Consider the following 24,102-nt stretch of genomic DNA (forward strand, 5'->3'; position numbering starts at 1 on the left):
TGGGCGCGGCACCCCACGTGGTGGTACCTCACTGAACTCCCCCAGGGCGGGAACGCAGCAAGGGCAGGTGAGCTCTTCCAGGTACGTGGGGTGTCTTCTCATGTCCGGGGACGTCCGCCGGGGGCTCGGGTGGGTCACGTCACCCTGGGCGGAGCCCGAAGGGGGAGCGCGTCACCGCGCGACATCGCCGCGCGGCGCCTAGTTTCTCCCCTATGACGGCTCTCGCGCCGGGAGCCAGCGCTCTCCGGCCCCTCGACTCCCCGGCGCGGCCCCGGTACCTGCCGCTGTGGTCCTGGCCGGTCGTCGCGCTGCTCGTCGTCGTGGCCGGTGTCGTGGGGGTCGGCCTCGCCCCGCAGGGCAGCCGCGTCGCGGTCTGGTGGCCGGCTGCCGGGATCGCCGTCCTCTTCCTCGTGCTCACGCAGCCCCGGCGCCGGTGGGCGGGGCTGCTCCTCGTCCTCGGCGCCACGGCTCTGGCGAACGCGATCGGCGGGCGCCCCCCGCTGGCCGCCCTGTGCTTCGGGGTGGCCAACGCGGCGGAGGCCTTCGTCGTGACGGCGCTGCTCGCCCGCCGCGGCCGGCCGCGCTTCGAGCTGCGCAGCCTCGCCTCGGCGATCTACTTCTGCCTCGCCGTCGTCGCCGGCGCCGTCGTCGTCGGCCTCCTCGCGGGCGCGACCATCGCCGGCCTGGAGGACGGGGCCTTCTGGTCCACGGCGGCCTACGTCGCTGCCTCCCATGCCGCGGCAGTCGTCATGATCGCCCCCTTCGCCCTCTTCCCGCGGCGGGTGCCGGTGCGGGCCAGCCGGCTCGAGCTCGCGCTGCACGCCGTCGCCCTCGCAGCGGTCATCGCCCTCGTCTTCCGCGACGGGGCCGACCTGCCGCTGGCCTTCCTGCCCTACCCGGTGCTGGCGTGGGCGGCCTTCCGCTTCCCCGTCCGGGTCGTCGCCGTGCAGACGCTGCTCGCGTCGTGCGCCATCCTCGGGCTCACGATCGCCGGCGGCGGGCCCTTCAACCACGAGGGGCTCGACCTCGCCGTGCGCGCCGCGCTCGCCGAGACCTTCCTCGTGACCTTCGCGGGCTTCTCCGTCGTCATCAGCGCAGCCCAGTACGAGCTGCGCGACACGACCCGTCGGCTCGCCGCGACCTCGCGGCTGCTCTCGGGCAGCCTCCTCGAGGCATCGGTCGGGCTGGCCATCGCGCAGCGGCGTGCGGACGGCCGCGTGCGGGTCGGCTGGTCGAACCCGACGGCGGCGGCCCTCGTGGGCGAGGGCGCCGAGAGGTCCTGGCAGGGCCCGCTCGCCGACGCCGCGGACGAGGCCCTGCGCTCCGGCGAGCCCGTGACGGTCGAGCTCGACGAGCGCACCCTCACCGTCGCCGCCAACCTCGTGCCCGACGAGCCCGACCACTTCTCCGTCCAGCTCGTCGACGTCACGGAGCCGCTGCGGATGCAGGCGGCGACCCTGGCCGCCGAGCAGGAGCAGCAGGCCGCCCGGGTCACCCGGGCGGACCTCGAGCGCCAGCGCGAGGACTTCGTCGCCACGACGAGCCACGAGCTGCGCACCCCCATCGCGAGCATCGTCGGCTACGTCGAGCTCCTCGAGGACTCGCCGCGCCTGACCGACCGGGAGCGCGGGTGGCTCGAGGTCGTCACGCGCAACGCCGACCGGCTCTCGGCCCTCGTCGAGGACCTGCTCGCCATCGGGCAGATCGCGGCCGACCGCGACGGGGTCGAGCCTCGGGAGATCGAGCTCGGGCCCTTCGTCACCGAGGTGCTCGGCAACGTCCGGGTGCTCGCCGACCGCAAGGAGATGACGCTCGACGTCGCCGGGTGCGCGGGGACGGCGCACGCTGACCCCGACGACCTCACGAGGATGCTCACCAACCTCCTGGCCAACGCGGTGAAGTTCACCCCGCCCCGGGGGAGGGTGACGACCCGCACCGTCGAGCACGAGGACGGCACCGTGGGCGTCGTCGTCAGCGACACCGGGCCCGGCATGCGACCCGAGGAGCTCGAGCACGCCTTCGACCGCTTCTACCGCGCCCCGGTGGCCGAGCGTGACGCGGTGCCGGGCACCGGGCTCGGGCTGGCAATCGTCTCCGAGCTGGCGGCCCGCAACCACGGCTCGGTCGCGCTCGCGTCGCCCGAGGGCGGCGGGCTCGTCGCCACGCTGACCCTCCCCGGTCGAGGCCGCGCCGGGGTGCGCGAAACGGGGTGACGCTCGCCCGTCCTTCGGGCCTCCTGCTCGTTAGCGTGGCAGATCACGAGGTGGCCGTCCGGCCGCCCGGGACGGAGCAGGTCATGAGATGGGTTCTGATCGGGCTGGCGATCCTCGCCGTGCTCGTCATCATCGGGTTCGTCGTCTCCAGCGCGAAGAAGAAGCAGGCCGAGGCCAAGCGTCACGAGGCCGCCCGCATCCGGGACCGGGCCGCGGACCAGGAGATCGACCTGCGCGAGCAGCAGGCCGCCGCCGCGCACACCCAGGCCCAGGCCCAGGCCGCTCGCGCCGACGCCGAGCTCAAGGCTGCGGAGGCCGAGCGCCAGCGCGTCGAGGCCGAGCGTCTCGAGGGGCGCGCCGCCGACGAGGGCGACCGTCACTCGGTGCTGCAGGAGGCGCGCGACGAGGAGCTGCGTCGGGCCGACGCCCTCGACCCGGACGTCCGCACCGACAAGCACGGCAACCGCGTCGACGACGGGGCCGCCGACGGGCGTCGCGACGACGACCGGGACGGCGACGGCTACCGCGACAGGGTCGTCGAGAGCGAGGACTCCTACGCCGACGACTCCTCGTCCGACTCCACGTCCCACCGGGCCGACCTCGCCGACGACCGCCGCGGGCCGGGTGCCGGCACGGCCGGCGCCGCCAGCGTGACGGGCGTTGCCGCGGGCCCGACCACCGCCGCGACCGGCGAGTCCGGGCCCGACACCTGGACCGCCGACCACGAGCAGCGCGTCGACGGCCCGCCGGTCCAGGACAGGGCCGCAGCCCAGGACGGCCCGCCCCCGCCCGCGACCCATGACGCGCCCCCGCCGGTGCAGGACGGCCCGCCGCCGCCCCCGCCCGGCCAGGGCGAGGCGCCGCCGCCCCCGCGCGAGGAGGGCTACGACGTCACCCGCACGAGCGACGCGACGGCTCCCTCGGGCACCCCCGCGGACCACGACCTCGGCCGCGACGAGCACGACCTGCGCCGCGACGAGGACGGTCTGCGCCGCGACGAGCACGGCCGGCACGCGGCCGACGGGCACGACGACCGCGGGCTCGGCGAGCGCATCAAGGACGGCGTCGACGACCTGCGGCACCGGGACGACGGCACGCCGCGCTGATCCCCCTTCGCCCTCGGCCCGCCGCCCACCCGCGGCGGGCCGAGGCACGTCCGGGGCCAGGTGGGCCCACCCCCCGGTCCTGCGGCACGATGGCCCCACCAGCGACGCGGCGCACCGCCGCAAGGAGGCACGGATGAAGATCGGCATCATCGTCGGCAGCACCCGACCGGGTCGGCTCGGCGCCCAGGTGGCGCAGTGGGCCTACGACACCGGGCAGGCCGCCGACCTCGGAGACGTCGAGCTCGAGCTCGTCGACCTCGCCGACTACGACCTCGACCTGCTCGACGACCCGGCCGTGCCCGGTGGCGCGAAGCGGCAGTACGCGAGCGAGAAGACGCGTCGGTGGAGCGAGAAGATCGACTCCCTCGACGCCTTCGTCTTCGTCACCCCCGAGTACAACCACGGGGTGCCCGCCGCTCTGAAGAACGCGGTCGACGTCATCTGGCCGGAGTGGAACCACAAGGCCGCGGGCGTGCTCGCGTACGGCTACGACGGCGGCACGCGTGCGGTCGAGCAGTGGCGCACGATCCTCCCGGCGGTCCACGTGCACGTCGTGCGCTCGCAGATCTCGCTGTCGCTGCACGGCGACTTCGAGGACGAGCAGACCTTCGTGCCGGCGGAGCGCCGCGCGAAGGAGCTGCGCATCCTGCTCAAGGCCGTCGCCAAGCTTGGCGCGGCCGTCTCCACGCTGCGTGCATGAGCCCGCGGCGCTGACGGCCCGCCCGGATAGCCTCGCCCTGTGAGCACCGCCCTCTACCGCCGCTACCGGCCCGAGACCTTCGCCGACGTCATCGGGCAGGAGCAGGTCACCGAGCCGCTCATGCAGGCGCTGCGCACCGGCCGGGTCAACCACGCCTACCTCTTCTCGGGCCCGCGCGGCTGCGGCAAGACGACCAGCGCGCGCATCCTCGCCCGCTGCCTCAACTGCGAGCAGGGCCCGACTCCCGAGCCGTGCGGCGAGTGCGACAGCTGCGTCGCGCTCGCCCGCGGGGGAGCGGGCACCGTCGACGTCATCGAGATCGACGCGGCGAGCCACGGCGGCGTAGACGACGCCCGTGACCTGCGCGAGCGGGCGTCCTTCGGGCCGGCGCAGAGCCGCTACAAGATCTACATCATCGACGAGGCGCACATGGTGACGCCGCAGGGCTTCAACGCCCTGCTGAAGATCGTCGAGGAGCCCCCGGAGCACGTGAAGTTCATCTTCGCGACGACCGAGCCCGAGAAGGTCATCGGCACGATCCGCAGCCGGACCCACCACTACCCCTTCCGCCTCGTGCCGCCGGCCCGGCTGCAGGACTACCTCGAGCACCTCTGCGAGCGCGAAGGGGTCCGGGTCGAGCCCGGCGTCCTGTCCTTCGTCGTGCGCTCCGGTGGCGGGTCCGTGCGCGACTCGCTGTCGGTGCTCGACCAGCTCATCGCCGGCTCCGGTCCGGAGGGGCTGACCTACGAGGGCGCGTCCTCGCTGCTCGGCTTCACCGACGTCGAGCTGCTCGACGCGGTGGTCACCGCCTTCGGCGCGGGCGACGCGGGCGCGGTCTTCCGCCACCTCCACGACGTCATCGAGACCGGACTGGACCCGCGTCGATTCGTCGAGGACCTCCTCGAGCGCCTCCGCGACCTCATCGTCGTGCTCGCCGCGCCCGAGGGCGCGCGGGCGATCCTGCGCGGTCTGCCCGAGGACCAGGTCGAGCGCATGCGCACCCAGGCCGCGGCCTTCGGCGGCGCGTCGCTCACCCGGGCGGCCTCCATCGTCAACGAGGGTCTCACCGAGATGTCCGGGGCGACCTCGCCCCGGCTGCAGCTCGAGCTCATCGCCGCCCGGGTGCTCCTGCCCGGCGCGGCGGGGGAGAGCGGCTACGCCGCGCGGCTCGACCGCCTCGAGCGTCGGATGGACGTCGGCGGGGTCCCGACCCAGGCGAAGGGGGATGCCCCCTCCCCGGTCGTCGCAGCCGTCCCGCCGGCTCCGGAGCCCGAGCGGGGACCGCAGCAGGAGGAGGCAGCGCCGCAGCGCGCCCCCGAGCCACAGCGTGCCCCCGAACCGCAGCGCCAGCCCGACCGCCAGCAGACGGAGCGTCGGCCGGAGCCGCAGCGTCAGCCCGAGCCCCACCAGCCGGAGCAGCGGCGCGACCCCGAGCGACCCGCCGCCGCGCGGGAGAGCGCACCCGCGGCCGCTGCGGCACCTCCGGCCGCCGCACCTCAGGCGCCCGAGACCCCGACGCCGGGCACGATCGACGTCGAGGCGCTGCGTCGGTCGTGGCCCGACGTCCTCGGCCGGATCTACCAGATGCGCCGGGCGACGTGGACCTTCCTGTCCGAGCACGGCCAGGTGCTCACCTACGACGGGCGCCGGCTCATCATCGGCATCAGCACGGTCGGGCTGGCCAACGCCTTCCGCGCCGGCTCGCACGCCGACGTCGTGCGCCAGGCGCTCATCGACGCCCTCGGCGTCGAGGCCATGGTCGAGGGCATCCCGACCCCCGAGGGCTCCCCGCCGGTGCAGGCCACGCCGCCGCCGTCGAGCGGCGGGTCCGGCCTCGGCCCGGCACCCACCCCGGCGCCGGCCCGCGCGGCCCAGCGACCCTCGGCTCAGGACCCCGCTCCGTCTCGCGCCGCGTCGGCCGACCTCGGCGTCCCCTCCTCGGTGCCCGCCTCGGACGGCCGACCCGACTGGTCGAGCGCCCCGGCCGACCCGTCGTCGGCGCCGAGCTGGGCGACTGCCGACCCCTTCGGCCCCGGTGGTGGTGCACCTGCGCCCGCCCGTGACGACTCACCCGCCCCCGACCCGACCTCGGGCGCCTCGTCGCCGGTCGGCGTCGAGACGCGCGAGGAGGTCTCCGAGGCCGCCCACGCGCCGCGCCCGCCGCTGCGCCGGGGTGCGCTCGACGAGTACGGCGTGAGCGAGGACGACGAGGACATCGTCGAGGCGGGCGACGCCGGCCCCGCGGTCGTCGAGCGGATCCTCGGCGGCACGGTCATCCGCGAGGACCAAGCCTGACGGGCGGTGCGAGTAGGTCGCACCCGCCTTCGGGCGTAGGGTCGCTGACGTGTACGAAGGCGTGGTCCAGGACCTGATCGACGAGCTCGGCCGCCTCCCCGGCGTCGGGCCCAAGAGCGCGCAGCGCATCGCCTTCCACCTCCTGCAGTCCGACCCGCAGGACGTCGCGCGGCTCGTCCAGGCGCTGACCGAGGTCAAGGCCAAGGTGTCCTTCTGCGAGACGTGCGGCAACGTCGCCGAGGGCAGCCAGTGCCGGATCTGCGCAGACCCGCGCCGTGATCAGAGCGCGATCTGCGTCGTCGAGGAGCCCAAGGACGTCGTCGCCATCGAGCGCACCCGCGAGTTCCGCGGTCGCTACCACGTGCTCGGCGGGGCGATCAGCCCGCTCGACGGGATCGGTCCCGACGACCTGCGCCTGCCCCAGCTCATGGCGCGGCTCTCCGGCGGCGAGATCGAGGAGATCATCATCGCGACCGACCCCAACCTCGAGGGCGAGGCCACCGCGGCCTACCTCGCCCGGCTGCTGCAGCCCTTCGACCTGCGGGTGACGCGCCTGGCCTCCGGCCTGCCCGTCGGCGGCGACCTCGAGTACGCCGACGAGGTGACCCTCGGCCGCGCCTTCGAGGGGAGGAAGCTGCTCAATGCCTGACACCACCGACCCGACCCGGCTGCTCGCCGACGAGTGCGCCGCCGAGGCCCGCACCTTCGTCGAGACCCTCGCCGGTGTCGCCTCCGGCGCCGCCCCCGAGTCAGCGATCCCGCTGCTCCTGCTCGCGACGAGCCAGGTCCAGCTCATGGGGTCGCGGCTCGGCGCGATCGCCGACGTCCTGCCCGCCGAGCGCTTCGAGCCCGACACCGGCCCGGAGGTCGAGGTGGAGCCCCTGCGCGAGGGCATCGGGCGCCTCTTCGACGGGCTCGACTCCTATGTCGACCTCCAGGACCCCGTCACCTCCGTCGAGGTGACCTCCGGCAGCCTCGCCGACGACCTCGCGATCATCACCGAGTCCCTCACCCACGGCCTGGCCCACCACGCCGCCGGTCGCACGACCGAGGCGCTGTGGTGGTGGCAGTTCAGCTATCTCTCCGCCTGGGGCGAGCGCGCCGCGATGGCCGTCCGCGTCCTCCACGGCCTGCTCGCGCACGTGCGTCTCGACGCCGACGCCGACGAGGTCGCCGAGGCGGAGTTCGACGCCCTCCACTCCTGACCCCTTCGCCTCGCCCGGGTCACAGCTTTCCCGCCCAGGGCGGGAAAGTTCGACCTCGGGAAGGAACATTGCCTTCCCGAAGTCGAAGCTTCCTTCCCGAAGTGGTCGCCAGCCGGCCGAAGGGGGGAGTCCGGGCGGGTCGGTGACCGCAGGCCCCCTTCGCCCGGCCCCGGGTCAGGCGATGCGGGTGCCCGACGGCAGCCGGCGCACGGGGGTGCGGGTGCGCTGCACGGCGACCGCGGTCGCGCCCCCGCCGATGAGCACGAGGAAGGCGATGCCGAAGGGCCAGACCGGCCCGGCGTCGTCCGCGCCCTCGGTGAGCGAGTCAGCCGGCATGGCGTCACCGGTCCAGCACTCGTCGATCGTCTCCTGCGGCCCGGCCTTGGCCAGCCGAGCACCCTGAGAGATCCAGCGCAGCGGCGTGAAGCCGCTCATCCCCTCGGCCTCGTCGTCCCCCTGCGGGGCCGCGTCGGCGACGATGACGAAGGGGTTGAGGGCGAGCACCGGCCAGATCCGCTCGGTGTGGACCGTCTCGCGGACCTCGGTGCGGGTGGTGCACCGGGGCTGGGTGTCGGTCGCGCTGCCCTCGGTGGCGTAGTCGACGCCGTAGACCTGACGCTCCTCCTCGCCGGAGACGAGGAAGGCGAGCATCCCGAAGACGATCGTCGTGAGGAAGCACAGGCCCGCCACCGTGAGGTAGGTGAGGACCGCCGAGCCGACGGGCCGGGCGGTGAGGGTGCTGAACATCAGGCCCAGGGCGCACACGACGGCGAGCACGACGACGATGACGACGAGCGAGCGCAGCGCGCCGAGCAGGTCGACCCCGCCCTTGACGTAGCCGAAGAGCAGGAAGGGCAGCGCGGTGGCGAGGAAGGCGAGGGCGATGAGCCACGCGGCGAGCAGCTTGCCCAGGACGATGTCGGCCGCGCTGAGCAGGGTCGTCTGCAGCGTCGCGAGGACGCCCTGGTCGCGGTCGCCGTTGACCGACGTCGACGTGAGGGCGGGCATGACGAGCATGCCGAGCCCGAGGACGAAGAAGAGGACGACGTCGTAGACGGTCGAGCCGAGCTGCTCGTCGCCGGCCTTGCGCAGCCCCAGCCACGACAGCCCGGTGACGCCGGCGATGACGCACACCCACGCGACGAGCACGACGACCCAGCGGGCGCCGCGCACACGCTGGAGCAGCTCGAGGCGGGCGATGGTGAGGACTCCGTGGACGCTCATCGGCGGTCCTCCGTGACGGCGAGGTAGGCGGCCTCGAGGGCGCCCTGGGCGGGGGCGAAGGCGGTGAGCGGCACGTCGGCGCGCACGAGCCGGCGCAGGAGGTCGGTCGCGGCGCCCTCGCCGGCGACGTGCACCTCGACACCGGTGCCGGCCCGGGTGCTGCGGATCCCGAGCTCTGTGAGCGCGGACACGAGCGCGGCGGGGTCGGACGACGCGAGCCGGTAGGCCGTCGACGTGGTCGCGGGGGAGAGGGTCTGCCCCTCGATCGTGCGGCCGCGCGCGACGATGACCGCCCGGTCGGCGATCTCCTGCAGCTCGGTGAGGATGTGGCTGCTCACGAGGATGGTCCGGCCCTGCGCGGCGAGGTCGCGCATGATGTCGCGCAGCTCGATCCGGCTGCGGGGGTCCAGGCCGTTGGCCGGCTCGTCGAGGACGAGCACGGACGGGTCGTTGACGAGCGCGCGGGCCAGGCCGAGGCGCTGCTTCTGGCCGCGGGAGAGCACCCGCGCCGGGCGGTCGGCGAGGTCGTCGAGGTGGACGAGCCGCAGGAGGTCGGCGATCCGCTGCTGGGCCGCGGTGCCGCGCAGCCCGTAGGCGCTGGCGATGATCTCGAGGACCTCGCGCACCTTGAGGGCATCCCACGTGCCGAAGCCGTCGGGCATCCAGCCCAGCCGGGCCCGGACCTCGCGAGGCTGGGTCACCGGGTCGTAGCCGTCGACGCGCACGCTGCCGCTGTCGGGCACGAGGAGGGTCGCGAGCATGAGCATGAGGGTCGTCTTGCCCGACCCGTTGGGGCCGATGAGCGCGGTGATCTCGCCCGGCCTCGCGTGCAACGTCATGTCCTCGACGGCGAGCACCTGGCCGAAGGCTCGGCGCACCCCCTGGACGACGACCCCGCCGACCGGCGGCCCGCTCCCCGGCCCGGGCGCGCCCGGACCCCCTGACATCCCCACCTGCTGCGTCATGGTGGGCAGGCTAGCCCGCGCGGTCCCCCTTCGCTGAGACGCCGACCGGTGCCTGCGCGCCACCGACTACCCTGGGCTGCGGTCCTCGCCCGGTCCCGACCGGGCGTCCTGCCTCGTCCTGTCAGGAGTGTGTGGTGAGTCTGGTCGTCCAGAAGTACGGCGGGTCCTCCCTGTCCGATGCCGAGAGCATCAAGCGGGTGGCCCGTCGCATCGTCGACGCGCGCAAGGCCGGTCACGACGTGTGCGTCGTGGTCTCGGCCATGGGCGACACCACCGACGACCTCCTCGACCTCGCGAACGAGGTGAGCCCGCTCCCGCCCGCGCGCGAGATGGACATGCTGCTCACCGCGGGCGAGCGGATCTCGATGGCCCTCGTCGCGATGGCGATCGCCAACCTCGGCAGCACGGTGCGCTCCTTCACCGGCTCGCAGGCCGGCGTCATCACCGACGACACCCACGGCAAGGCGCGGATCATCGACGTCACGCCGGGTCGGATCACCTCCGCCATCGCCGAGGGGCACATCGTCATCGTCGCCGGCTTCCAGGGCGTGAGCCAGGGGAGCAAGGAGATCACGACCCTCGGCCGCGGCGGCTCGGACACGACCGCCGTCGCCCTCGCCGCGGCGCTCGACGCGGACGTCTGCGAGATCTACACCGACGTCGACGGCGTCTACACCGCCGACCCCCGGATCGTCCCCGCCGCCCGTCAGATCGGCCACATCTCCCACGAGGAGATGCTCGAGCTCGCGGCGTCCGGCGCGAAGATCCTGCACCTGCGGTGCGTCGAGTACGCGCGCCGCTTCGACATGCCCATCCACGTGCGCAGCTCCTTCTCCCATCAGGAGGGCACGTGGGTCGGTGGTAGCAACCCCGAAGGAGACAGCGTGGAAGACCCGATCATCGGCGGCGTGGCGCACGACCGCAGCGAGGCCAAGATCACCGTCGTCGGCGTGCCCGACAGCCCCGGCAAGGCGAGCGAGATCTTCCAGGCCGTCGCCGACGCGCAGATCAACATCGACATGATCGTGCAGAACGTTTCCGCGACCGAGACCGGGCTGACCGACATCTCCTTCACCCTGCCGAGCACCGACGGCCAGACCGCGATCCAGGCGCTCACCCGCCTGCAGGAGGGCGTCGGCTTCACCCAGCTGCAGTACGACGACCAGATCGGCAAGGTCAGCCTCGTCGGCGCCGGGATGCGTACCCACCCGGGTGTCTCCGCGACCTTCTTCCGTGCTCTCGCTCAGGCCGGGATCAACATCGAGATGATCTCCACCTCCGAGATCCGCATCTCCGTCGTCACCCGCGGCGACCAGCTCGACGAGGCCGTCCGCGCGGTCCACAGCGCCTTCGGGCTCGACTCCAGCCAGGGAGAGGCGGTCGTCTACGGCGGCACCGGCCGCTGAGACCCGCATGACGACCTCGCCCCCCGACGCGCGCACCCACGACCGCCCCACGCTGGCGGTCGTGGGCGCGACCGGGCGGTTCGCGCGGGCGCTCGTCGCCGCGATGGCGCTGCACGACGACCCGTGGGGCGAGATCCGGCTGCTCTCCCCACGGCTGACGACGAGCACCCTGCCCGTCCGTGGGCGTGAGCAGCAGATCGACGTGCTCACCGAGCACTCCTTCGACGGCGTCGACATCGCGCTCTTCAACCTGCCGACCGACCAGACCCGGCCGTGGTCGCGCTGCGCGGTCGCGGCCGGCGCGACCGTCGTCGACGCCAGCGGCGCGCACCGTCTCGACGACGACGTGCCGCTCGTCGTGCCGGGCATCAACGACGCCGCGCTCGCCCACCGCCCCACCGGGGTCGTCGCGATCCCGGGCCCGATCACCTGGGCGCTCGTCGACGCGGCCCACGTCCTCCACCGGGCGTGGGAGCTGCAGCTGCTCACCGTCACCGGCCTCATCGCCGCCGACAGCCGGGCCGAAGGGGGAGTCTCGCGCCTGCGCTCGGAGCTCTCGGCGCTCGCCGACGCGCCGAAGGTGGGCCTGTCGCCGGGTGACGTCCGGGCGGCCACGAGTGACCTGCCGCCGACATCGCCCTTCCCCGCGCCGCTGGGGATGAACGTCATCCCGTGGGTGGGCCGCCCGGCCGGCGACGGCTGGACGACGGCGGAGCGCGCCCTCGAGGCGGAGATCCGCAAGATCCTCGACATCCCCCACGTGCCGGTCATCGCCACGCTCGTGCAGGTGCCGGTCGTCTCCGCGCACTCGATGTCGATCCACGCCCGGCTCGCTCGACCGGTCCACCCGGACAAGGTCGCCCGGGTCTTCACCGAGGCACCGGCGCTCGTCGTCGTCGACACCCCGGTCGGGGGAGAGGTCCCGACCCCGGTCGACGTCGTCGGGATCGACCCGCGCTTCGTCGGGCGGATCCGTCAGCCGGAGGGCCTGCGGCACAACGTCGAGCTCTTCCTCAGCTCGGACACGGTGCGCCGCGGCGCGGGGGCGATGCTCGACATCGCCGGTCAGCTCGCGGGGACCGGGTCACCGGCGTGACCGCCCGCCGGGTCGTGACCGATCGGTGACCCCGGCGTCAGCAACCGGACACCTGGCTGCGGCGTCATGAACGGGAGAGGGCCGGGCAGCGATGCCCTCTTGTGACAAATGTGACTCATGTGACGACTGTGGTTCGTGTGACAATCTGGGGGACAGCTGATGACCGGGCGTGAGGAGCTCGAGATGGCCGATGGGGACGGGCGCTGGACTTCACGTCCGGCGGCGGGGTACGAGGTGCTGCGCGTCGACGAGCTCGACGACGACACCCGACGGGTGCTCGCGCGGCGACGACGTCGGCGGGCGATCCTCTTCGTCACCCTCCCCGGGCTGCTCCTCGGCACCGCGACGGTGGCCGCTGCCTACAGCGCGAACCTCATCGGCGCGCCCGAGCCCGTGTGCATCCCCGAGCGGGTCGAGGCCCCGCAGCGCGACTCCTTCGAGATCGACCTGCAGAACTCCAACAGCACCGCGGGCCTGGCCCGCGACGTCGGCCGCACCCTCGAGGAGCGCGGCTTCGTCATCGCCGACATCGGCAACGCCGACGACCGCGTCTACGTCAAGAGCGCCGCGACGATCTACTACGGGCCGGACAGCCGCGACAACGCGCTGCTCGTGCAGCAGCAGATCCCCGGCTCGAAGATGTGGTCCGACGGCCGCGGCGGCAAGGACGTGCAGGTCGTCCTCGGCTACGGCTACAAGGACCTCAAGGACGAGCCGGAGCCCCCGCCGCCCGCGCCGAGCGAGATCCGCGTGTCGGTCTACAACACGACCTTCCGCGAGGGGCTGGCGGCGGACGTCGCCGCCGACCTGCGCTCGCGAGGCTTCCGCACCGGCGAGACCGGCAACGACCCCTCGGGCGCCTTCCTGCCCGAGGAGGCCGCGGTCATCCGCTACGGCCCGGACGGGCAGAAGGCCGCGAAGCGCCTGGCCGACCACGTCGAGGGCGCCGAGCTGCAGCGCGTCGAGGGTCGCAAGGGCATGAGCATCGACCTCGTGCTCGGCAATGAATACAGTGACCTCGTCCCCGCCAGCGACATCCCCGAGGTCACGCCCTACGTGCGACCCGCGGACCACATCGAGAGGCCCTGCGAAGCCCGATGACAGTGCAGACCGTCGCCATGCTCACCGCGGGCGGTCTCGCCCCATGCCTGTCCTCAGCAGTCGGCGGCCTCGTCGAGAGGTACACCGAGATCGCGCCGGACGTGCGCATCATCGGCTACCTCGACGGCTACGCCGGCCTGCTCACCGGACGCTCCGTCGAGGTGAGCGAGCAGGCCCGCCGTGAGGCCTCACGCCTGCACCACCTCGGCGGGACGCCGCTCGGCAACAGCCGGGTCAAGCTGACCAACGTCGAGGACGCGGTGCGCCGCGGGCTCGTGCCCGAGGGCTCCGACCCGCTGCAGGTGGCCGCCGAGCAGCTCGCCAGGGACGGCGTCGACGTGCTCCACACGATCGGCGGCGACGACACGAGCACGACGGCGGCGGACCTCGCGGCCTACCTGCACGAGCACGGCCACGAGATGCGCGTCGTCGGGCTGCCGAAGACCATCGACAACGACATCGTCCCGGTGCGGCAGAGCCTGGGGGCGTGGACGGCGGCGGAGCAGGGCGCGATCTTCGCCCGCAACGTCGTCGCCGAGACCTCGTCGAACCCGCGGATGCTCGTCATCCACGAGGTGATGGGTCGGCACTCCGGCTGGCTCACCGCCGAGACCGCCCGGCGCTACCACGCGTGGGTCGCCGAGCAGGACTGGGCGCCCGCGATGGGCGCCGACCGCCGACGCTTCGACGTGCACGCGGTCTACGTGCCCGAGCGGCACGTCGACCTCGCCGCGGAGGCCGAGCGGCTCCGCGCGACGATGGACGAGATCGGCTGCGTCACCGTCTTCCTCAGCGAGGGGGCGGGCCTCGAGGACGTCGTCGCCGACCTCGAGGCGACGGGCGCCGAGGTGCCGCGCGACCCCTTCGGCCACGTCCAGCTCGACAAGGTCAACCCCGGGCAGTGGTTCGCCGGACGCTTCGCCGAGCTCGTCGGCGCCGAGAAGGTCATGGTGCAGAAGTCGGGCTACTTCGCCCGCTCGGCCGCCGCCGGTCCCGAGGACCTCGCGCTCATCCGCGAGTGCGTCGAGCTCGCCGTCGACACCGCCCTGTCCGGGGGTTCCGGGCTCGTCGGCCACGACGAGGAGCGCGGCGGCGAGCTGCGCGCCATCGAGCTCGACCGGGTCGCCGGCGGACGCCCCTTCGACGTCGAGGCGCCGTGGTTCGCCGAGCTGCTCGACGACCTCGGACAGATCAGCTGATCCAGCCCCACCGCAGCAGCGAGACGTCCAGCTCGTGGCCCTTGGTCACGGCGCCGTAGATCTCGACGCGGTCGGCGGTGCGGATGTCGCCGTCGACGGGCGAGGGGGTGAAGTACGTCCCCTTCGAGCCCTCCCGCAGGACGAAGGTGGGCCGCGCCCGCTTCGGCCGGTGCTCCTGCGGCTTCCAGCTCCAGCGGGCGACGGCCTCGCCCTCGCGGGTGAACTCGACGGAGATCTTCTCGACCTGCTCCGGGTGGGGGACCTCGAGCTCGAGACGCACGCCGAGCGTGGGCCGGTGCTCCGGCGGGATGGGGAAGGCCAGGCCGAAGTACTGCGGGCCGGTGCGGTCCGGGCGCGGGGTGCCGGTGATGCGCAGACCGGTGACGTCTCCGAGCTCCTCGTCCTCGGAGACGACGTGCTCGGTGCCGAGGTCCATCCGCTTGTTCCAGATGCTCTTGACCTGCTCGAGGTCGTGGGGGTCGACGTTGGTCACCCGGCGGGCCCGGTAGGGGTCCCGCTCCTGGACCGCGGTCGGGTCGGTGACGGCGGCGGCCGCCGCCCGGGCCCGAGGGGAGGGCGCCGTGCCGCGTGAGGCGAGGACGAGCACCCATGTGTTGTCGACGGCCTCGACGTGGTGGGCGACGAGCCCGGCGGACTCGATCATCGCGCGCAGCCGCTCGACGCCGAAGATCGCCGTGTGCCCCCAGATGCCCTCGAGGCGCCCGAGGAGGGGCGTGGAGAAGAGGAGGTCGGCGTCGTCGGGCAGGGCGTCCGCGAGGGCGCGCAGGGCCGCCTCGGCGTCGGGGACGTGCTCGATGACCTCGCAGCAGATGACGAGGTCGGAGTCGCCGACCCGCTCGCGGGTGAGGTCGTAGAGGTCGAGCTCGGTGACGTCGGCGCGGTCGCCGAAGCCGTTGACCCCGAGCAGCTCGCGGGTCGTCCGGGCGTACGCAGGGACGAGCTCGCCCCCGCGGTAGCCGCCGACCTGCCCGTCGCGCAGGAGCAGCGTCGCGAGGAAGCCCTTGCCCGTGCCGACCTCGAAGACGCTCTCGCCCGGGGTGATGAAGTCCAGGGTGCGGCGGAAGCGGGTGATGTTCGACGGCGACTCGTACATCGCCCGGAAGGAGCCGAGCAGGCCCTCGTCGGGCGGGGAGACGAACCACTCCTTGGCGCGCGCCCGCTCGGCGTCCCAGCGGTGCGCGAAGAGGCGACGGGCGGCCCCTTCGCGAAGGTCCTCGAGGTGCTGCACGTCCTGCCAGCCCCGGCGCACGGCGGCCCGCTCGTGGGGGTCCTCCGCCTCGCGGGTGGTGATGGTGGTGTCTGTCATGGCCGTCCTCGTCCTCGTGGGGTCGGCTGAGGATATGGCAGAGACCTCGCCGGTGCCTGGGAGGCGCGACGACGGGGGTGCGCGGCCGGGTCAGGGGTGAGGAGACGACGAGAGCCCCCGGACCGGTGGTCCGGGGGCTCTCCTCGCGGTGGTCGGGGTGACAGGATTTGAACCTGCGGCCTCTTCGTCCCGAACGAAGCGCGCTACCAAGCTGCGCCACACCCCGTGGCTGACGCCGTCTCGAGGACGGCGACACGTGAGGATAACTCAGTCCCCGGCGCTGCCCACAATCGGGCCCGAGGACCGGCTGCCGGTCGGTCGTGGAGATGGCGTCTGCGTGCCCGTGCCGGGGTCCTGCGTGCCCGGGTCGTCGGAGGTCTGCGTCGGGCTCGTGCTCGACGGGTCGGGCTCCGGGCTCTCGTCGGGCGTCTCGTCGACGGTCGGCGGAGGGGTCCAGGTCGGCGTGGGCGTCCACGTCGGCGTCGGGGTCCAGGTGGGCTCCGGCGTCCACGTCGGCGTCGGGGTCCACGTCGGGGCCGTGGTCGTGCTCGTCGGCTCCGGCGTCCACGTCGGCTCGGTCGTCGTGGGGGTGGGTGTCGGGGTCGGGAGCGGGGTCGTCGTGCTGGAGGTCGTCGTCGAGCTCGTCGTGCTGCTGCGCGTGCGGGTCGTCGTCCGCGACGTCGTCGACGAGGTGGCGGTGCTCGAGCTCGTCGTCGCCGGCGCGGGCACCGCGACGGGCTCCTGGCCCAGCCCGAGCGCGACGACCGAGGTGCCCGTGGCGAAGATGCCCGCGAGGGCGAGGGCCACGCCCTCGACGACCCTCATGCCGCACGCCCGACGGCGGGGACGAGCGTGAGCAGGCTGGCCTCGGGGCGGCAGGCGAAGCGCACCGGTGCGAAGCGGGAGGTGCCCAGCCCGGCCGAGACGTGCAGCCAGGACGCGTCCTGCGGGGCCTCCACGTCGGGGCGGTCGGCCGCGCCGGGCCACCAGCGCGACACCCCCTTCGCCCGACGGCGGTCGAGGTCGCAGTTGGTGACGAGCGCCCCGTAGCCGGGGACGCAGAGCTGGCCGCCGTGCGTGTGGCCGGCGAGGACGAGCGACGCCCCGTCGGCGTGCATGGCGTCGAGGACGCGCTGGTAGGGCGCGTGGGCGACGCCGAGGAGCACGTCGGCCCCGTCCGCGCGCGGTCCGGCGACGTCGTCGTAACGGTCGCGGCCGATGTGCGGGTCGTCGACCCCGACGAGGTCGAGCGCGAGGTCGCCGACCTGCAGCGTCGTGCGGGCGTTGTCGAGATCGGCCCAGCCGCCGGAGAGCATGCCGTCCCGCAGCTCGTCCGTCGGCAGCTCGACACGGGTGCGGGGGGCCTCGCCGTAGCGCGGGGTGAGGTAGCGCGCGGGGTTCTTCGGCGCCGGCGCGAAGTAGTCGTTGGACCCCATGACGAAGACCCCGGGCAGCTCGAGCAGCGGGCGCAGCGCGTCGAGGACCCCCGGCACGGCCTGCTCGTGGCTGAGGTTGTCGCCGGTGTCGACGACGAGGTCGGGGCGCAGCCCGGCGAGGTCGCGGATCCATCGCGCCTTGCGCTCCTGGCCGGGCACGAAGTGGATGTCGCTCACCTGGAGCACCCGCAGCGGGCGGGCGCCCTCCGGCAGCACCGGCAGGGTCCACCGTCGCAGCGTGTAGAGCTGGCGCTCGACGACACCGGCGTAGGCCAGCGCACCCGCTCCGGTCGCGGTCAGGGCGAGGGCGCTGCGCGTCAGGGGGTGGGTCACGCCGCCATTGTCGCCCACGGCCTGCGGGATACCTGGTCGCCCCCGCCGGGGAGGCGGGGGAGAATGTCGCCATGACCGACACGCTCAAGGCCACGATCCAGCACGACCTGCACGACTCGATGCGTCAGCGCGACCAGGTGCGCTCCTCGACGCTGCGCATGGTCCTCGCCGCGATCACCACCGAGGAGGTCTCGGGCGACACCGCCCGCACGCTCTCCGAGGACGAGACGCTCAAGGTCGTGGCCAAGGAGGCCAAGAAGCGCCGCGAGGCGTCCACCGCCTACACCGACGCCGGTCGCCCCGAGCTCGCCGCGAAGGAGGACGCCGAGCTCGAGGTGCTCCAGGGCTACCTGCCCGAGCAGCTCGACGACGCCGCCCTCGCCGAGATCGTCGACCGCGCGATCGCCTCGACGGGCGCGACGGGCATGGCCCAGATGGGTCAGGTCATGAAGGTCGCCAAGGGCGAGGTCGCCGGCCGGGCCGACGGCGGTGCCGTCGCCGCGATGGTCAAGGCGCGCCTCGGCTCCTGATCGCCCGAGCACGACGAAGGGGGTGACCCACCAGCTGGTGGGTCACCCCCTTCGTCGTCGGTGGGCTGAGCTCAGCCGTTGTTCTTCTTGGGCTTGTCGCCGGTGTTCTTCGGCTTGCCGTTCGTCTTGGGGTTCTCCGGGCCCTTGGTGCGCGGCGGCGCCGTCGTCGACGTGGAGGTCGGCGAGGGCGGGGAGGCCTGGACCCGGGTGGTCGTGCTCGGGGGAGCCGCCTGGGTCTGGGTGGGCGCCGGGGGCGCGGTCACCGGTGCGACGCCGTTGGAGACGTAGTACTCGACGAGGCCTCCCTTGATCGCCTTGCCCGAGGGCGAGGTGCTCGCGACGGTCCCGGCCGGCGCGGTGCTGGAGGTGACGCCGGCGTTGCGCGGGTCGAAGCCGGCGCCCTTGAGGATGGAGTCGGCCTCGGCCGGGGTCTTGCCGATGACCGAGGGCAGGTCGACGTAGTCGCCGTCGACGACCTTGCCGCTGGGCGCCTGGAAGGCCTTCTTGGGCATCCCCTCGCTGGCGTCGTCCATGATCTGCTTCCACAGCGGCGCGGCGATGGTGCCGCCGAAGACGCTGGGGTAGTACTGGCCGCCGATGGTGATGTTGTCCATCTCCATGTTCGGGCCGTCACCCAGCGGCGTGCCGACCCAGACCGCGGTCGCGAGCTGCGGGGTGAAGCCGGCGAACCAGGACTCGCCGTGGTTCTCCGTCGTGCCCGTCTTGCCCGCCGCGACGCGGCCGTCGGCCAGGCGCTGGGTGGCCGCGGTGCCGCCCTGGTCCTCGAGGGTGCCGCGCAGGAGGTAGGTCACGCCGCGGGCGACGCCGGTCTCGAGGGCCCGGGTGCACTTCGGGGGCTTGATCTTGATCTGCTTGCCGTTGGCCTTGGTGATCGACTCGATCGGCGTCGGGGGGCAGTACATGCCGTCGGCGGCCAGGGTGGCGTAGCTCGAGGCGAGCTGCAGGGGCGAGGTCGAGTCCGAGCCGAGGACGATGTTCGAGATCGCGTAGTCGTCCTTGATCTTCTTGCCCGTGGAGTAGTCGATCGACAGCCCGTAGGTCTGGCCGTTGCCGTCGGACAGGCCCATCTTGGCCATGACGCCGGGGATCTTGCACGAGCCGATGTCGGAGGCGAGCTGGGCGAAGGCGGTGTTGATCGACTGCGCGGTGGCCTTGCGCAGGGTCATGACGCCACCGGTGAGGAAGTCGTTCTGCACCTTCCAGGTGGGCTCGCCGACGGTGCAGCCGGGGTTGAACGCGGTCTTGGGGAACGCGTGCTGGTTGCCGGGGGCCGCGGTGGGGGCGTTGACGGTGCCGTTCATCGGCTTGCCGTTGGCCAGGGCCGCGGCGAGGACGTACATCTTCGCCGTCGAGCCGATGGCGAAGCCGTTGGTGCCGCCGTAGCGGGTGGGGTAGGTCCAGGCCTGCTCGGAGTAGGTCGTCGTCGCCCGGTCGAGGCCGACCTTGTAGCGCGAGGTCTGCGCGATGGCGCGCACCTTGCCCGTCCCGGGCTCGACCATCGCGGCGCCGGCGCCGACCTTCGGGTCGCCGTTGGGGACCTTCTTCGTCAGCTCCTCGTGCATCTTCTTCTGCCAGTCACGGCGCAGCGTGGTCTTGATCTTCAGACCGCCGGTGTTGACCGCCTGGAGCCGGGCGTCGGGGTCGGGCCCGAGCTCGGGCATCGTCTTGAGGTACTCCATGACGTAGTTGCAGAAGTACGGGTCGACGGCCTTGGTGCAGGTGCCGCCCTCGCTCTCCTTGATCCGGACCATGTCCGAGACCTTCTGCTTCGTGTACTTCTTGTGCTGCCACTCGCTGATGTCGCCGAGCGAGAGCATCCGGTCCAGGACGAGGTCGCGGCGCTCCTGGACCTCCTTGGGGTTGGTCCGGATGTTCAGCCGGCTCGGGGACTGCACGACGCCGGCGAGGGTCGCGGCCTCGCCGACGGTGAGCTTCTTGGCCGAGGTGGAGAAGAAGTGACGGGCGGCTGCCTCGACCCCGTAGGCCTGGTCGCCGTAGTAGACGATGTTGAAGTAGCCGTTGAGGATCTGGCCCTTGGTGTGGGTCTTCTCGACGTCGAGGGCGTACTTCATCTCCTGCAGCTTGCGGCTGTAGGTCTGCTCGGTCGCCGCGGTCGCGCCCTCCTGGTCGTCGGCGCGCAGGGCCTTCTCCTGCAGCATGATCTTCACGTACTGCTGGGTGATCGACGAGCCACCCTGGGTGGACCCGCTGGAGAGGTTCGAGAAGAACGCGCGGCTCGTGCCACGGACGTCGATCCCGCCGTGCTCGTAGAAGCGGCTGTCCTCGATCGCCAGCTGGGCGTTGATCATGTTCTTGCTGATCTTGCTCATCGGGACGATGATCCGGTTGGCGTCGTAGGGCGTGGCCAGGACCTTGCCGTCGGCCGAGTAGATCTTCGACTGCTGCGCCAGCGAGATCGCGGTGAACTCGCCGTCGAGGTCCTCGAAGGCCCCGACGGTGCCGCGTGCGGCGCTGCCGGACGCGCCGGCGAAGGGCATGAGCAGCCCGGCGCTGATGAGCCCCATGCCCACCGCGACGGCGACGAAGGCCCCGAGCAGCCGGACGAGGTTGGGCATGGCAGATCGCGACATGTCCTCCAGGGTAACGGCGCCCCCTGAGAGCGCCAGGGAGGCTGACGGAACGGCCGGTCGGGGCCCGCGGAGGACGGCCGTCGACGGCTCAGTTAGGCGTTGGTTCAAGTTTGGTCAAGAAATGGTCAAGAAGTAGTCCTTTCGGGCCATGTATCTCGGACCGTTCCGGTGCCTACCATGAATCCGGCTCGTACCGGGGAGTAAGAGCCAGTGTGAAGTCAAGGAGTGGGGATGACCGTCGCAGCGCAGCGAACGATGAGCTGGACCGACGACTGGGCGAAGGAGGGTCGGTGCCGGGGGATGGACCCCGACGCTCTCTTCGTCCAGGGCAAGGACCAGCGGGCCGCCAAGCTCACGTGCCGGGGATGCCCCGTCGTGGCGGAGTGCCTGGCGGATGCTCTGGACAACCGGACCGAGTTCGGTGTCTGGGGCGGGATGACGGAGCGGGAGCGCCGAGCGCTGCTGCGTCGTCGCCCGGATGTGGCCAGCTGGTCCGACCTCTTCCAGAGCGCAGCTCGGGGGGCCGCCGTCAGCCGGTGATCGACCGGCTCCGATGACGTCCAGGACCCCGACGGGTCAGCGCACCAGGTGGTGAGCGAGCTCGTCGAGGGCCTGGACGTCATCTGCGTCGTGGGGGGAGTCGGGGACGACGACGACCGGCACCTGCTCGTCCGCGACGAGGTCTCGCAGCGTGCGCAGGACGCTCGCGTGGCGCCGCGCCCTCCGGGTCCGCTCCACGTGGACCGCGAGGGCGGCCCGGCCCAGATCGGTCTCGACCGCGTCAGCGGCGACGAGCGCCTCTCCGGTGCCCACCGTCGAGGTGGCGCGCACGACCCGGTTGACGACGAGAGCCCGCGGTCGCACCTCGTCGTCGGCCAGCCGGGCGAGCAGGCGGCGGCTCTCGACGACGGAGGCGTCGTCGGGTGCCCCGACGACGACCCAGGCGGTCGTCGGCGAGGTCAGCGCCGCGTACGTCGCGTCGGCGCGCTCGCGGAAGCCGCCGAGCACCGTGTCCAGCGCCCCGAGCAGGGTCTGCACGTCACCGACGAGCGAGGGGCCGAGCACCGCGGAGACCACCCCGCGTCCGAGCGCGATGCCCTGCCCGGCGACCTTCCGGCCGAGACGGCCGCCGGCTCGCGCGGGGGCGGACAGCACCCGCAGCAGCCGGCCGTCGAGGAAGCGGCCGAGCCGCGCGGGCGCGTCGAGGAACTCCAGCGCGGAGCGCGACGGCGGGGTGTCGACGACGAGCAGGTCCCAGCGCCCGGTGCGCGTCATCTCCTCGCGCAGCTGCCCGATGCGCTCGACGGCCATGTACTCCTGCGTGCCGGCGAGCGAGGTCGACAGGCTCTCGTAGAGGGGGTGGCCGAGGATCGCGGCGGCACGGTGAGGACCCGCGTGCTGGCGCACGAGGTCGTCGAAGGTCCGGCGCATGTCGAGCACGAGCACGTCGAGGCTGCCGGGGGAGCCGTCGCCCACGAGCCCGGTGACCGGGTGCGGCTCGCTGCTCGAGGGGTCGGCGCCGAGGGCCTGGGCGAGCCGTCGCGAGGGGTCGATGGTGAGCACGACGACCCGACGTCCCTGCCGCGCCGCCCGGACGCCGAGGGCGGCGGCGGTCGTCGTCTTGCCGACGCCGCCGGCCCCGCAGCACACGACGACGCGCACCGACGGGTCCTCGAGGACGTCGCCGAGGGGTCCGCTCACGTCAGCACCTCGAGGTCGTCGACCAGCCGGTCGAGGTCGTCGCGCTCGACCTCCTCACCGAGATGGCGAAGGGGGATCACCTCGCGCCCGAGGTCGTCGAGCCGGGCGCGCAGCGCGACCCGGTCCTCGTCGCGCTCGACGCGCTCCAGCAGCTCGCGGTGCAGGGCGCTCACCGCGCCTGCGCCGAGGTCGAGACCTGCTCTGGACAGGTCGTCGGCGAGCTCGCCCACGGCCGCGTCGGACCGGGCGGCGGCTCGTCCCCCTTCGTCGAGGACGGGGTCCTGCCAGCGGGAGACGAGCACCGAGCCGAGCGGCCAGCCCCCTGCGGCGAGCTCGGCGCCGGACTCGAGGCTCTCCTGCACGGGCAGCTCCTCGAGCAGGGCGACGAGGTGCACCTGCGTGCCCGGGCCGCGCAGCCAGGAGAGCACGCGCTCGGCCTGCCGCCGCACCGGGCCGCTGCGCACCATGACGGTGGTCTGCCCCGGTGCGCCGAGGAAGCGCGCGACGCGACCGGTCGGCGGGGCGTCGAGGACGACGACGTCGTAGTGGGGGCCGTCCCGCCCCGCCCGCTGGCGCCCGGCGGCCTCGTGGATCGCGCCGAGGACGAGCACGTCGCGGACGCCGGGGGCGACCGCGGTCGCGAAGTCGACCGCCCCGACCGCGGTGAGCACGCGCGCGGCCCCGGGCACCCGCACCTTGAGGCGGAGGTAGTCGTGCAGCGCGGTGCGGGCGTCGACGTCGAGGACGTGCACCGATCCGCCGGCCTCCGTCGTCAGCGCCGGACGCTCGCCCTCGCCGGGCGCGACGTCGAGCAGGCGGGCCAGGGCGTCACGTCCCTCGACCTCGACCGCGAGGACCCGGCGACCCCCCTTCGCCAGGGCGAGAGCGAGGGCTGCGGCGGTCGTCGACTTGCCGGTGCCCCCCTTGCCGGTGACGACGTGCAGGCCGACCTGAGGTCGCTGCGGTCTCGAGGGCACCTCCGCAGCGTAGACGGCGCGAGGGCGTCGCTAGGGTGGCGGCATGACCCAGTGGGAGTACGCGACCGTGCCGCTCATGATCCATGCCACCAAGCAGATCCTCGACCAGTGGGGCGAGGACGGCTGGGAGCTCGTCCAGGTCGTCGCCGGCCCCGACGGCAACGGTCTCGTGGCCTACCTCAAGCGACCCAAGGGCCAGTGATGGGTCGGGTCGCCGACCGCCTCGCCGAGCTCGGCATCGACCTGCCCGAGGCCGCGACGCCCGCCGGCTCCTACCAGCCGGCCGTCATCAGCGGCGAGCACGTCTACACCTCCGGTCAGCTGCCCGTCGTCGGCGGCGAGCTGCCGCAGACCGGTCAGGTCGGCGAGGGCGCCGGGCTCGTCAGCCCGGCCGCGGCGCAGGAGATGGCGCGCACGTGCGCGATCAACGCCATCGCGGCCGTCGCCTCCGTCGTCGACCTCGACCGGGTGGAGCAGGTCGTCAAGGTCGTCGGATTCGTCTCGAGCGATCCCGGCTTCACCGGGCAGCCGGGGGTCGTCAACGGCGCGAGCGACCTGCTCGCCGAGGTCTTCGGCGACGCCGGGCGGCACGCCCGGTCGGCGGTCGGGGTCGCCGTGCTCCCGCTCGGCGCCAGCGTCGAGGTCGAGGTCTGCGTGCGCATCTCGTGAGCCGTCG

At 73.3% G+C, this 24,102-nt stretch carries 22 protein-coding genes, 1 tRNA gene and 1 other RNA gene; 16 read left to right on the top strand and 8 right to left on the bottom strand.

Going from position 1 to position 24,102, the window contains the following annotated elements:
* Window positions 1-4 precede the first annotated feature (4 nt).
* The 7 genes from ffs to LIV55_RS12720 all read left to right on the top strand — a co-directional run bounded on the left by ffs (window position 5) and on the right by LIV55_RS12720 (window position 7,519).
* An RNA gene (gene ffs, locus LIV55_RS12690) (signal recognition particle sRNA small type) lies at window positions 5-101 on the top strand.
* A 111-nt stretch (window positions 102-212) separates the two neighbouring features.
* Window positions 213-2,213, top strand: coding sequence for an ATP-binding protein (locus tag LIV55_RS12695; RefSeq protein WP_229300454.1), 2,001 nt, complete (start codon window positions 213-215; stop codon window positions 2,211-2,213).
* An 83-nt stretch (window positions 2,214-2,296) separates the two neighbouring features.
* Complete coding sequence (locus LIV55_RS12700) at window positions 2,297-3,319, top strand: hypothetical protein (RefSeq protein ID WP_229300455.1); 1,023 nt, start codon at window positions 2,297-2,299, stop codon at window positions 3,317-3,319.
* A 133-nt stretch (window positions 3,320-3,452) separates the two neighbouring features.
* Complete coding sequence (locus LIV55_RS12705) at window positions 3,453-4,019, top strand: NADPH-dependent FMN reductase (protein WP_123091374.1); 567 nt, start codon at window positions 3,453-3,455, stop codon at window positions 4,017-4,019.
* A gap of 39 nt (window positions 4,020-4,058) precedes the next feature.
* Window positions 4,059-6,314 (top strand): DNA polymerase III subunit gamma and tau, encoded by a 2,256-nt coding sequence (locus LIV55_RS12710; RefSeq protein WP_229300456.1) that lies wholly within the window; start codon window positions 4,059-4,061, stop codon window positions 6,312-6,314.
* Window positions 6,315-6,363: 49 nt separating this feature from the next.
* On the top strand, window positions 6,364-6,963 hold the full coding sequence (gene recR / locus LIV55_RS12715) for a recombination mediator RecR (RefSeq protein ID WP_191563054.1): 600 nt from the start codon (window positions 6,364-6,366) through the stop codon (window positions 6,961-6,963).
* Window positions 6,956-7,519: a DUF5063 domain-containing protein gene (locus LIV55_RS12720; protein WP_229300458.1), complete on the top strand. Its 564-nt coding sequence runs from the start codon at window positions 6,956-6,958 to the stop codon at window positions 7,517-7,519. Before recR ends, LIV55_RS12720 begins: the two co-directional genes overlap by 8 nt.
* A 174-nt stretch (window positions 7,520-7,693) precedes the next feature.
* On the opposite strand, the gene LIV55_RS12725 is transcribed toward LIV55_RS12720, so the two are convergent.
* A complete protein-coding gene (locus LIV55_RS12725) occupies window positions 7,694-8,743 on the bottom strand; it encodes an ABC transporter permease (RefSeq protein WP_229300459.1) in 1,050 nt (349 codons plus the stop codon).
* The gene (locus LIV55_RS12730) at window positions 8,740-9,708 is read right to left on the bottom strand and encodes an ABC transporter ATP-binding protein (protein WP_229300460.1); all 969 of its coding nucleotides are present in this window, start codon (window positions 9,706-9,708) and stop codon (window positions 8,740-8,742) included. Before LIV55_RS12730 ends, LIV55_RS12725 begins: the two co-directional genes overlap by 4 nt.
* A 134-nt stretch (window positions 9,709-9,842) precedes the next feature.
* Between LIV55_RS12730 and LIV55_RS12735 the strand changes: the two genes are divergently transcribed.
* The 4 genes from LIV55_RS12735 (at window position 9,843) to LIV55_RS12750 (ending at window position 14,510) form a co-directional block, all read left to right on the top strand.
* Window positions 9,843-11,114 (top strand): aspartate kinase, encoded by a 1,272-nt coding sequence (locus LIV55_RS12735; protein WP_068272844.1) that lies wholly within the window; start codon window positions 9,843-9,845, stop codon window positions 11,112-11,114.
* Between the two features lie 7 nt (window positions 11,115-11,121).
* Window positions 11,122-12,210 carry an aspartate-semialdehyde dehydrogenase gene (locus LIV55_RS12740; RefSeq protein ID WP_229300462.1) on the top strand — a complete coding sequence of 363 codons (1,089 nt, stop codon included), beginning with the start codon at window positions 11,122-11,124 and terminating at the stop codon, window positions 12,208-12,210.
* Window positions 12,211-12,369: 159 nt separating this feature from the next.
* The gene (locus LIV55_RS12745; protein ID WP_229300463.1) at window positions 12,370-13,311 is read left to right on the top strand and encodes a LytR C-terminal domain-containing protein; all 942 of its coding nucleotides are present in this window, start codon (window positions 12,370-12,372) and stop codon (window positions 13,309-13,311) included.
* A complete protein-coding gene (locus LIV55_RS12750; protein WP_229300465.1) occupies window positions 13,308-14,510 on the top strand; it encodes a pyrophosphate--fructose-6-phosphate 1-phosphotransferase in 1,203 nt (400 codons plus the stop codon). Before LIV55_RS12745 ends, LIV55_RS12750 begins: the two co-directional genes overlap by 4 nt.
* On the opposite strand, the gene LIV55_RS12755 is transcribed toward LIV55_RS12750, so the two are convergent.
* Together LIV55_RS12755 and LIV55_RS12760 are read right to left on the bottom strand one after the other, a co-directional pair.
* The gene (locus LIV55_RS12755) at window positions 14,503-15,837 is read right to left on the bottom strand and encodes a methyltransferase domain-containing protein (protein WP_229300467.1); all 1,335 of its coding nucleotides are present in this window, start codon (window positions 15,835-15,837) and stop codon (window positions 14,503-14,505) included. The genes LIV55_RS12750 and LIV55_RS12755 overlap by 8 nt on opposite strands.
* Before the next feature lie 149 nt (window positions 15,838-15,986).
* A tRNA-Pro gene (locus LIV55_RS12760) sits at window positions 15,987-16,063 on the bottom strand.
* 132 nt (window positions 16,064-16,195) lie between these two features.
* On the opposite strand from LIV55_RS12760, the gene LIV55_RS12765 reads away from it, so the two are divergent.
* Window positions 16,196-16,693 carry a hypothetical protein gene (locus LIV55_RS12765; RefSeq protein ID WP_229300468.1) on the top strand — a complete coding sequence of 166 codons (498 nt, stop codon included), beginning with the start codon at window positions 16,196-16,198 and terminating at the stop codon, window positions 16,691-16,693.
* On the opposite strand, the gene LIV55_RS12770 is transcribed toward LIV55_RS12765, so the two are convergent.
* Window positions 16,659-17,606: a metallophosphoesterase gene (locus LIV55_RS12770; RefSeq protein ID WP_229300469.1), complete on the bottom strand. Its 948-nt coding sequence runs from the start codon at window positions 17,604-17,606 to the stop codon at window positions 16,659-16,661. The genes LIV55_RS12765 and LIV55_RS12770 overlap by 35 nt on opposite strands.
* 71 nt (window positions 17,607-17,677) lie before the next feature.
* Here LIV55_RS12770 and LIV55_RS12775 point away from each other — a divergent pair, with 71 nt between their 5' ends.
* A complete protein-coding gene (locus LIV55_RS12775; protein ID WP_229300471.1) occupies window positions 17,678-18,136 on the top strand; it encodes a GatB/YqeY domain-containing protein in 459 nt (152 codons plus the stop codon).
* 71 nt (window positions 18,137-18,207) lie between these two features.
* Here the strand turns inward: LIV55_RS12775 and LIV55_RS12780 are convergent, their stop codons facing one another.
* Window positions 18,208-20,748, bottom strand: coding sequence for a transglycosylase domain-containing protein (locus tag LIV55_RS12780; RefSeq protein ID WP_229300472.1), 2,541 nt, complete (start codon window positions 20,746-20,748; stop codon window positions 18,208-18,210).
* 231 nt (window positions 20,749-20,979) lie between these two features.
* On the opposite strand from LIV55_RS12780, the gene LIV55_RS12785 reads away from it, so the two are divergent.
* On the top strand, window positions 20,980-21,288 hold the full coding sequence (locus LIV55_RS12785) for a WhiB family transcriptional regulator (RefSeq protein WP_083968493.1): 309 nt from the start codon (window positions 20,980-20,982) through the stop codon (window positions 21,286-21,288).
* Window positions 21,289-21,324: 36 nt separating this feature from the next.
* On the opposite strand, the gene LIV55_RS12790 is transcribed toward LIV55_RS12785, so the two are convergent.
* Together LIV55_RS12790 and LIV55_RS12795 are read right to left on the bottom strand one after the other, a co-directional pair.
* Window positions 21,325-22,449 (bottom strand): ArsA family ATPase, encoded by a 1,125-nt coding sequence (locus LIV55_RS12790; protein WP_229300474.1) that lies wholly within the window; start codon window positions 22,447-22,449, stop codon window positions 21,325-21,327.
* Entirely contained in the window at window positions 22,446-23,426 is a 981-nt protein-coding gene (locus LIV55_RS12795; protein ID WP_229300476.1) for an ArsA-related P-loop ATPase, read from the bottom strand. Before LIV55_RS12795 ends, LIV55_RS12790 begins: the two co-directional genes overlap by 4 nt.
* A 43-nt stretch (window positions 23,427-23,469) precedes the next feature.
* Here LIV55_RS12795 and sp36 point away from each other — a divergent pair, with 43 nt between their 5' ends.
* Together sp36 and LIV55_RS12805 are read left to right on the top strand one after the other, a co-directional pair.
* Window positions 23,470-23,628 carry a Sp36 family protein gene (gene sp36, locus LIV55_RS12800; RefSeq protein WP_123091359.1) on the top strand — a complete coding sequence of 53 codons (159 nt, stop codon included), beginning with the start codon at window positions 23,470-23,472 and terminating at the stop codon, window positions 23,626-23,628.
* Window positions 23,628-24,095 (top strand): RidA family protein, encoded by a 468-nt coding sequence (locus LIV55_RS12805; protein WP_229300477.1) that lies wholly within the window; start codon window positions 23,628-23,630, stop codon window positions 24,093-24,095. The genes sp36 and LIV55_RS12805 overlap by 1 nt, the downstream gene beginning before the upstream one ends.
* Window positions 24,096-24,102 lie beyond the last annotated feature (7 nt).

Origin of the sequence: Janibacter melonis (assembly GCF_020567375.1) — a bacterium.
GTDB classification, from domain to species: Bacteria; Actinomycetota; Actinomycetes; order Actinomycetales; family Dermatophilaceae; genus Marihabitans; species Marihabitans melonis.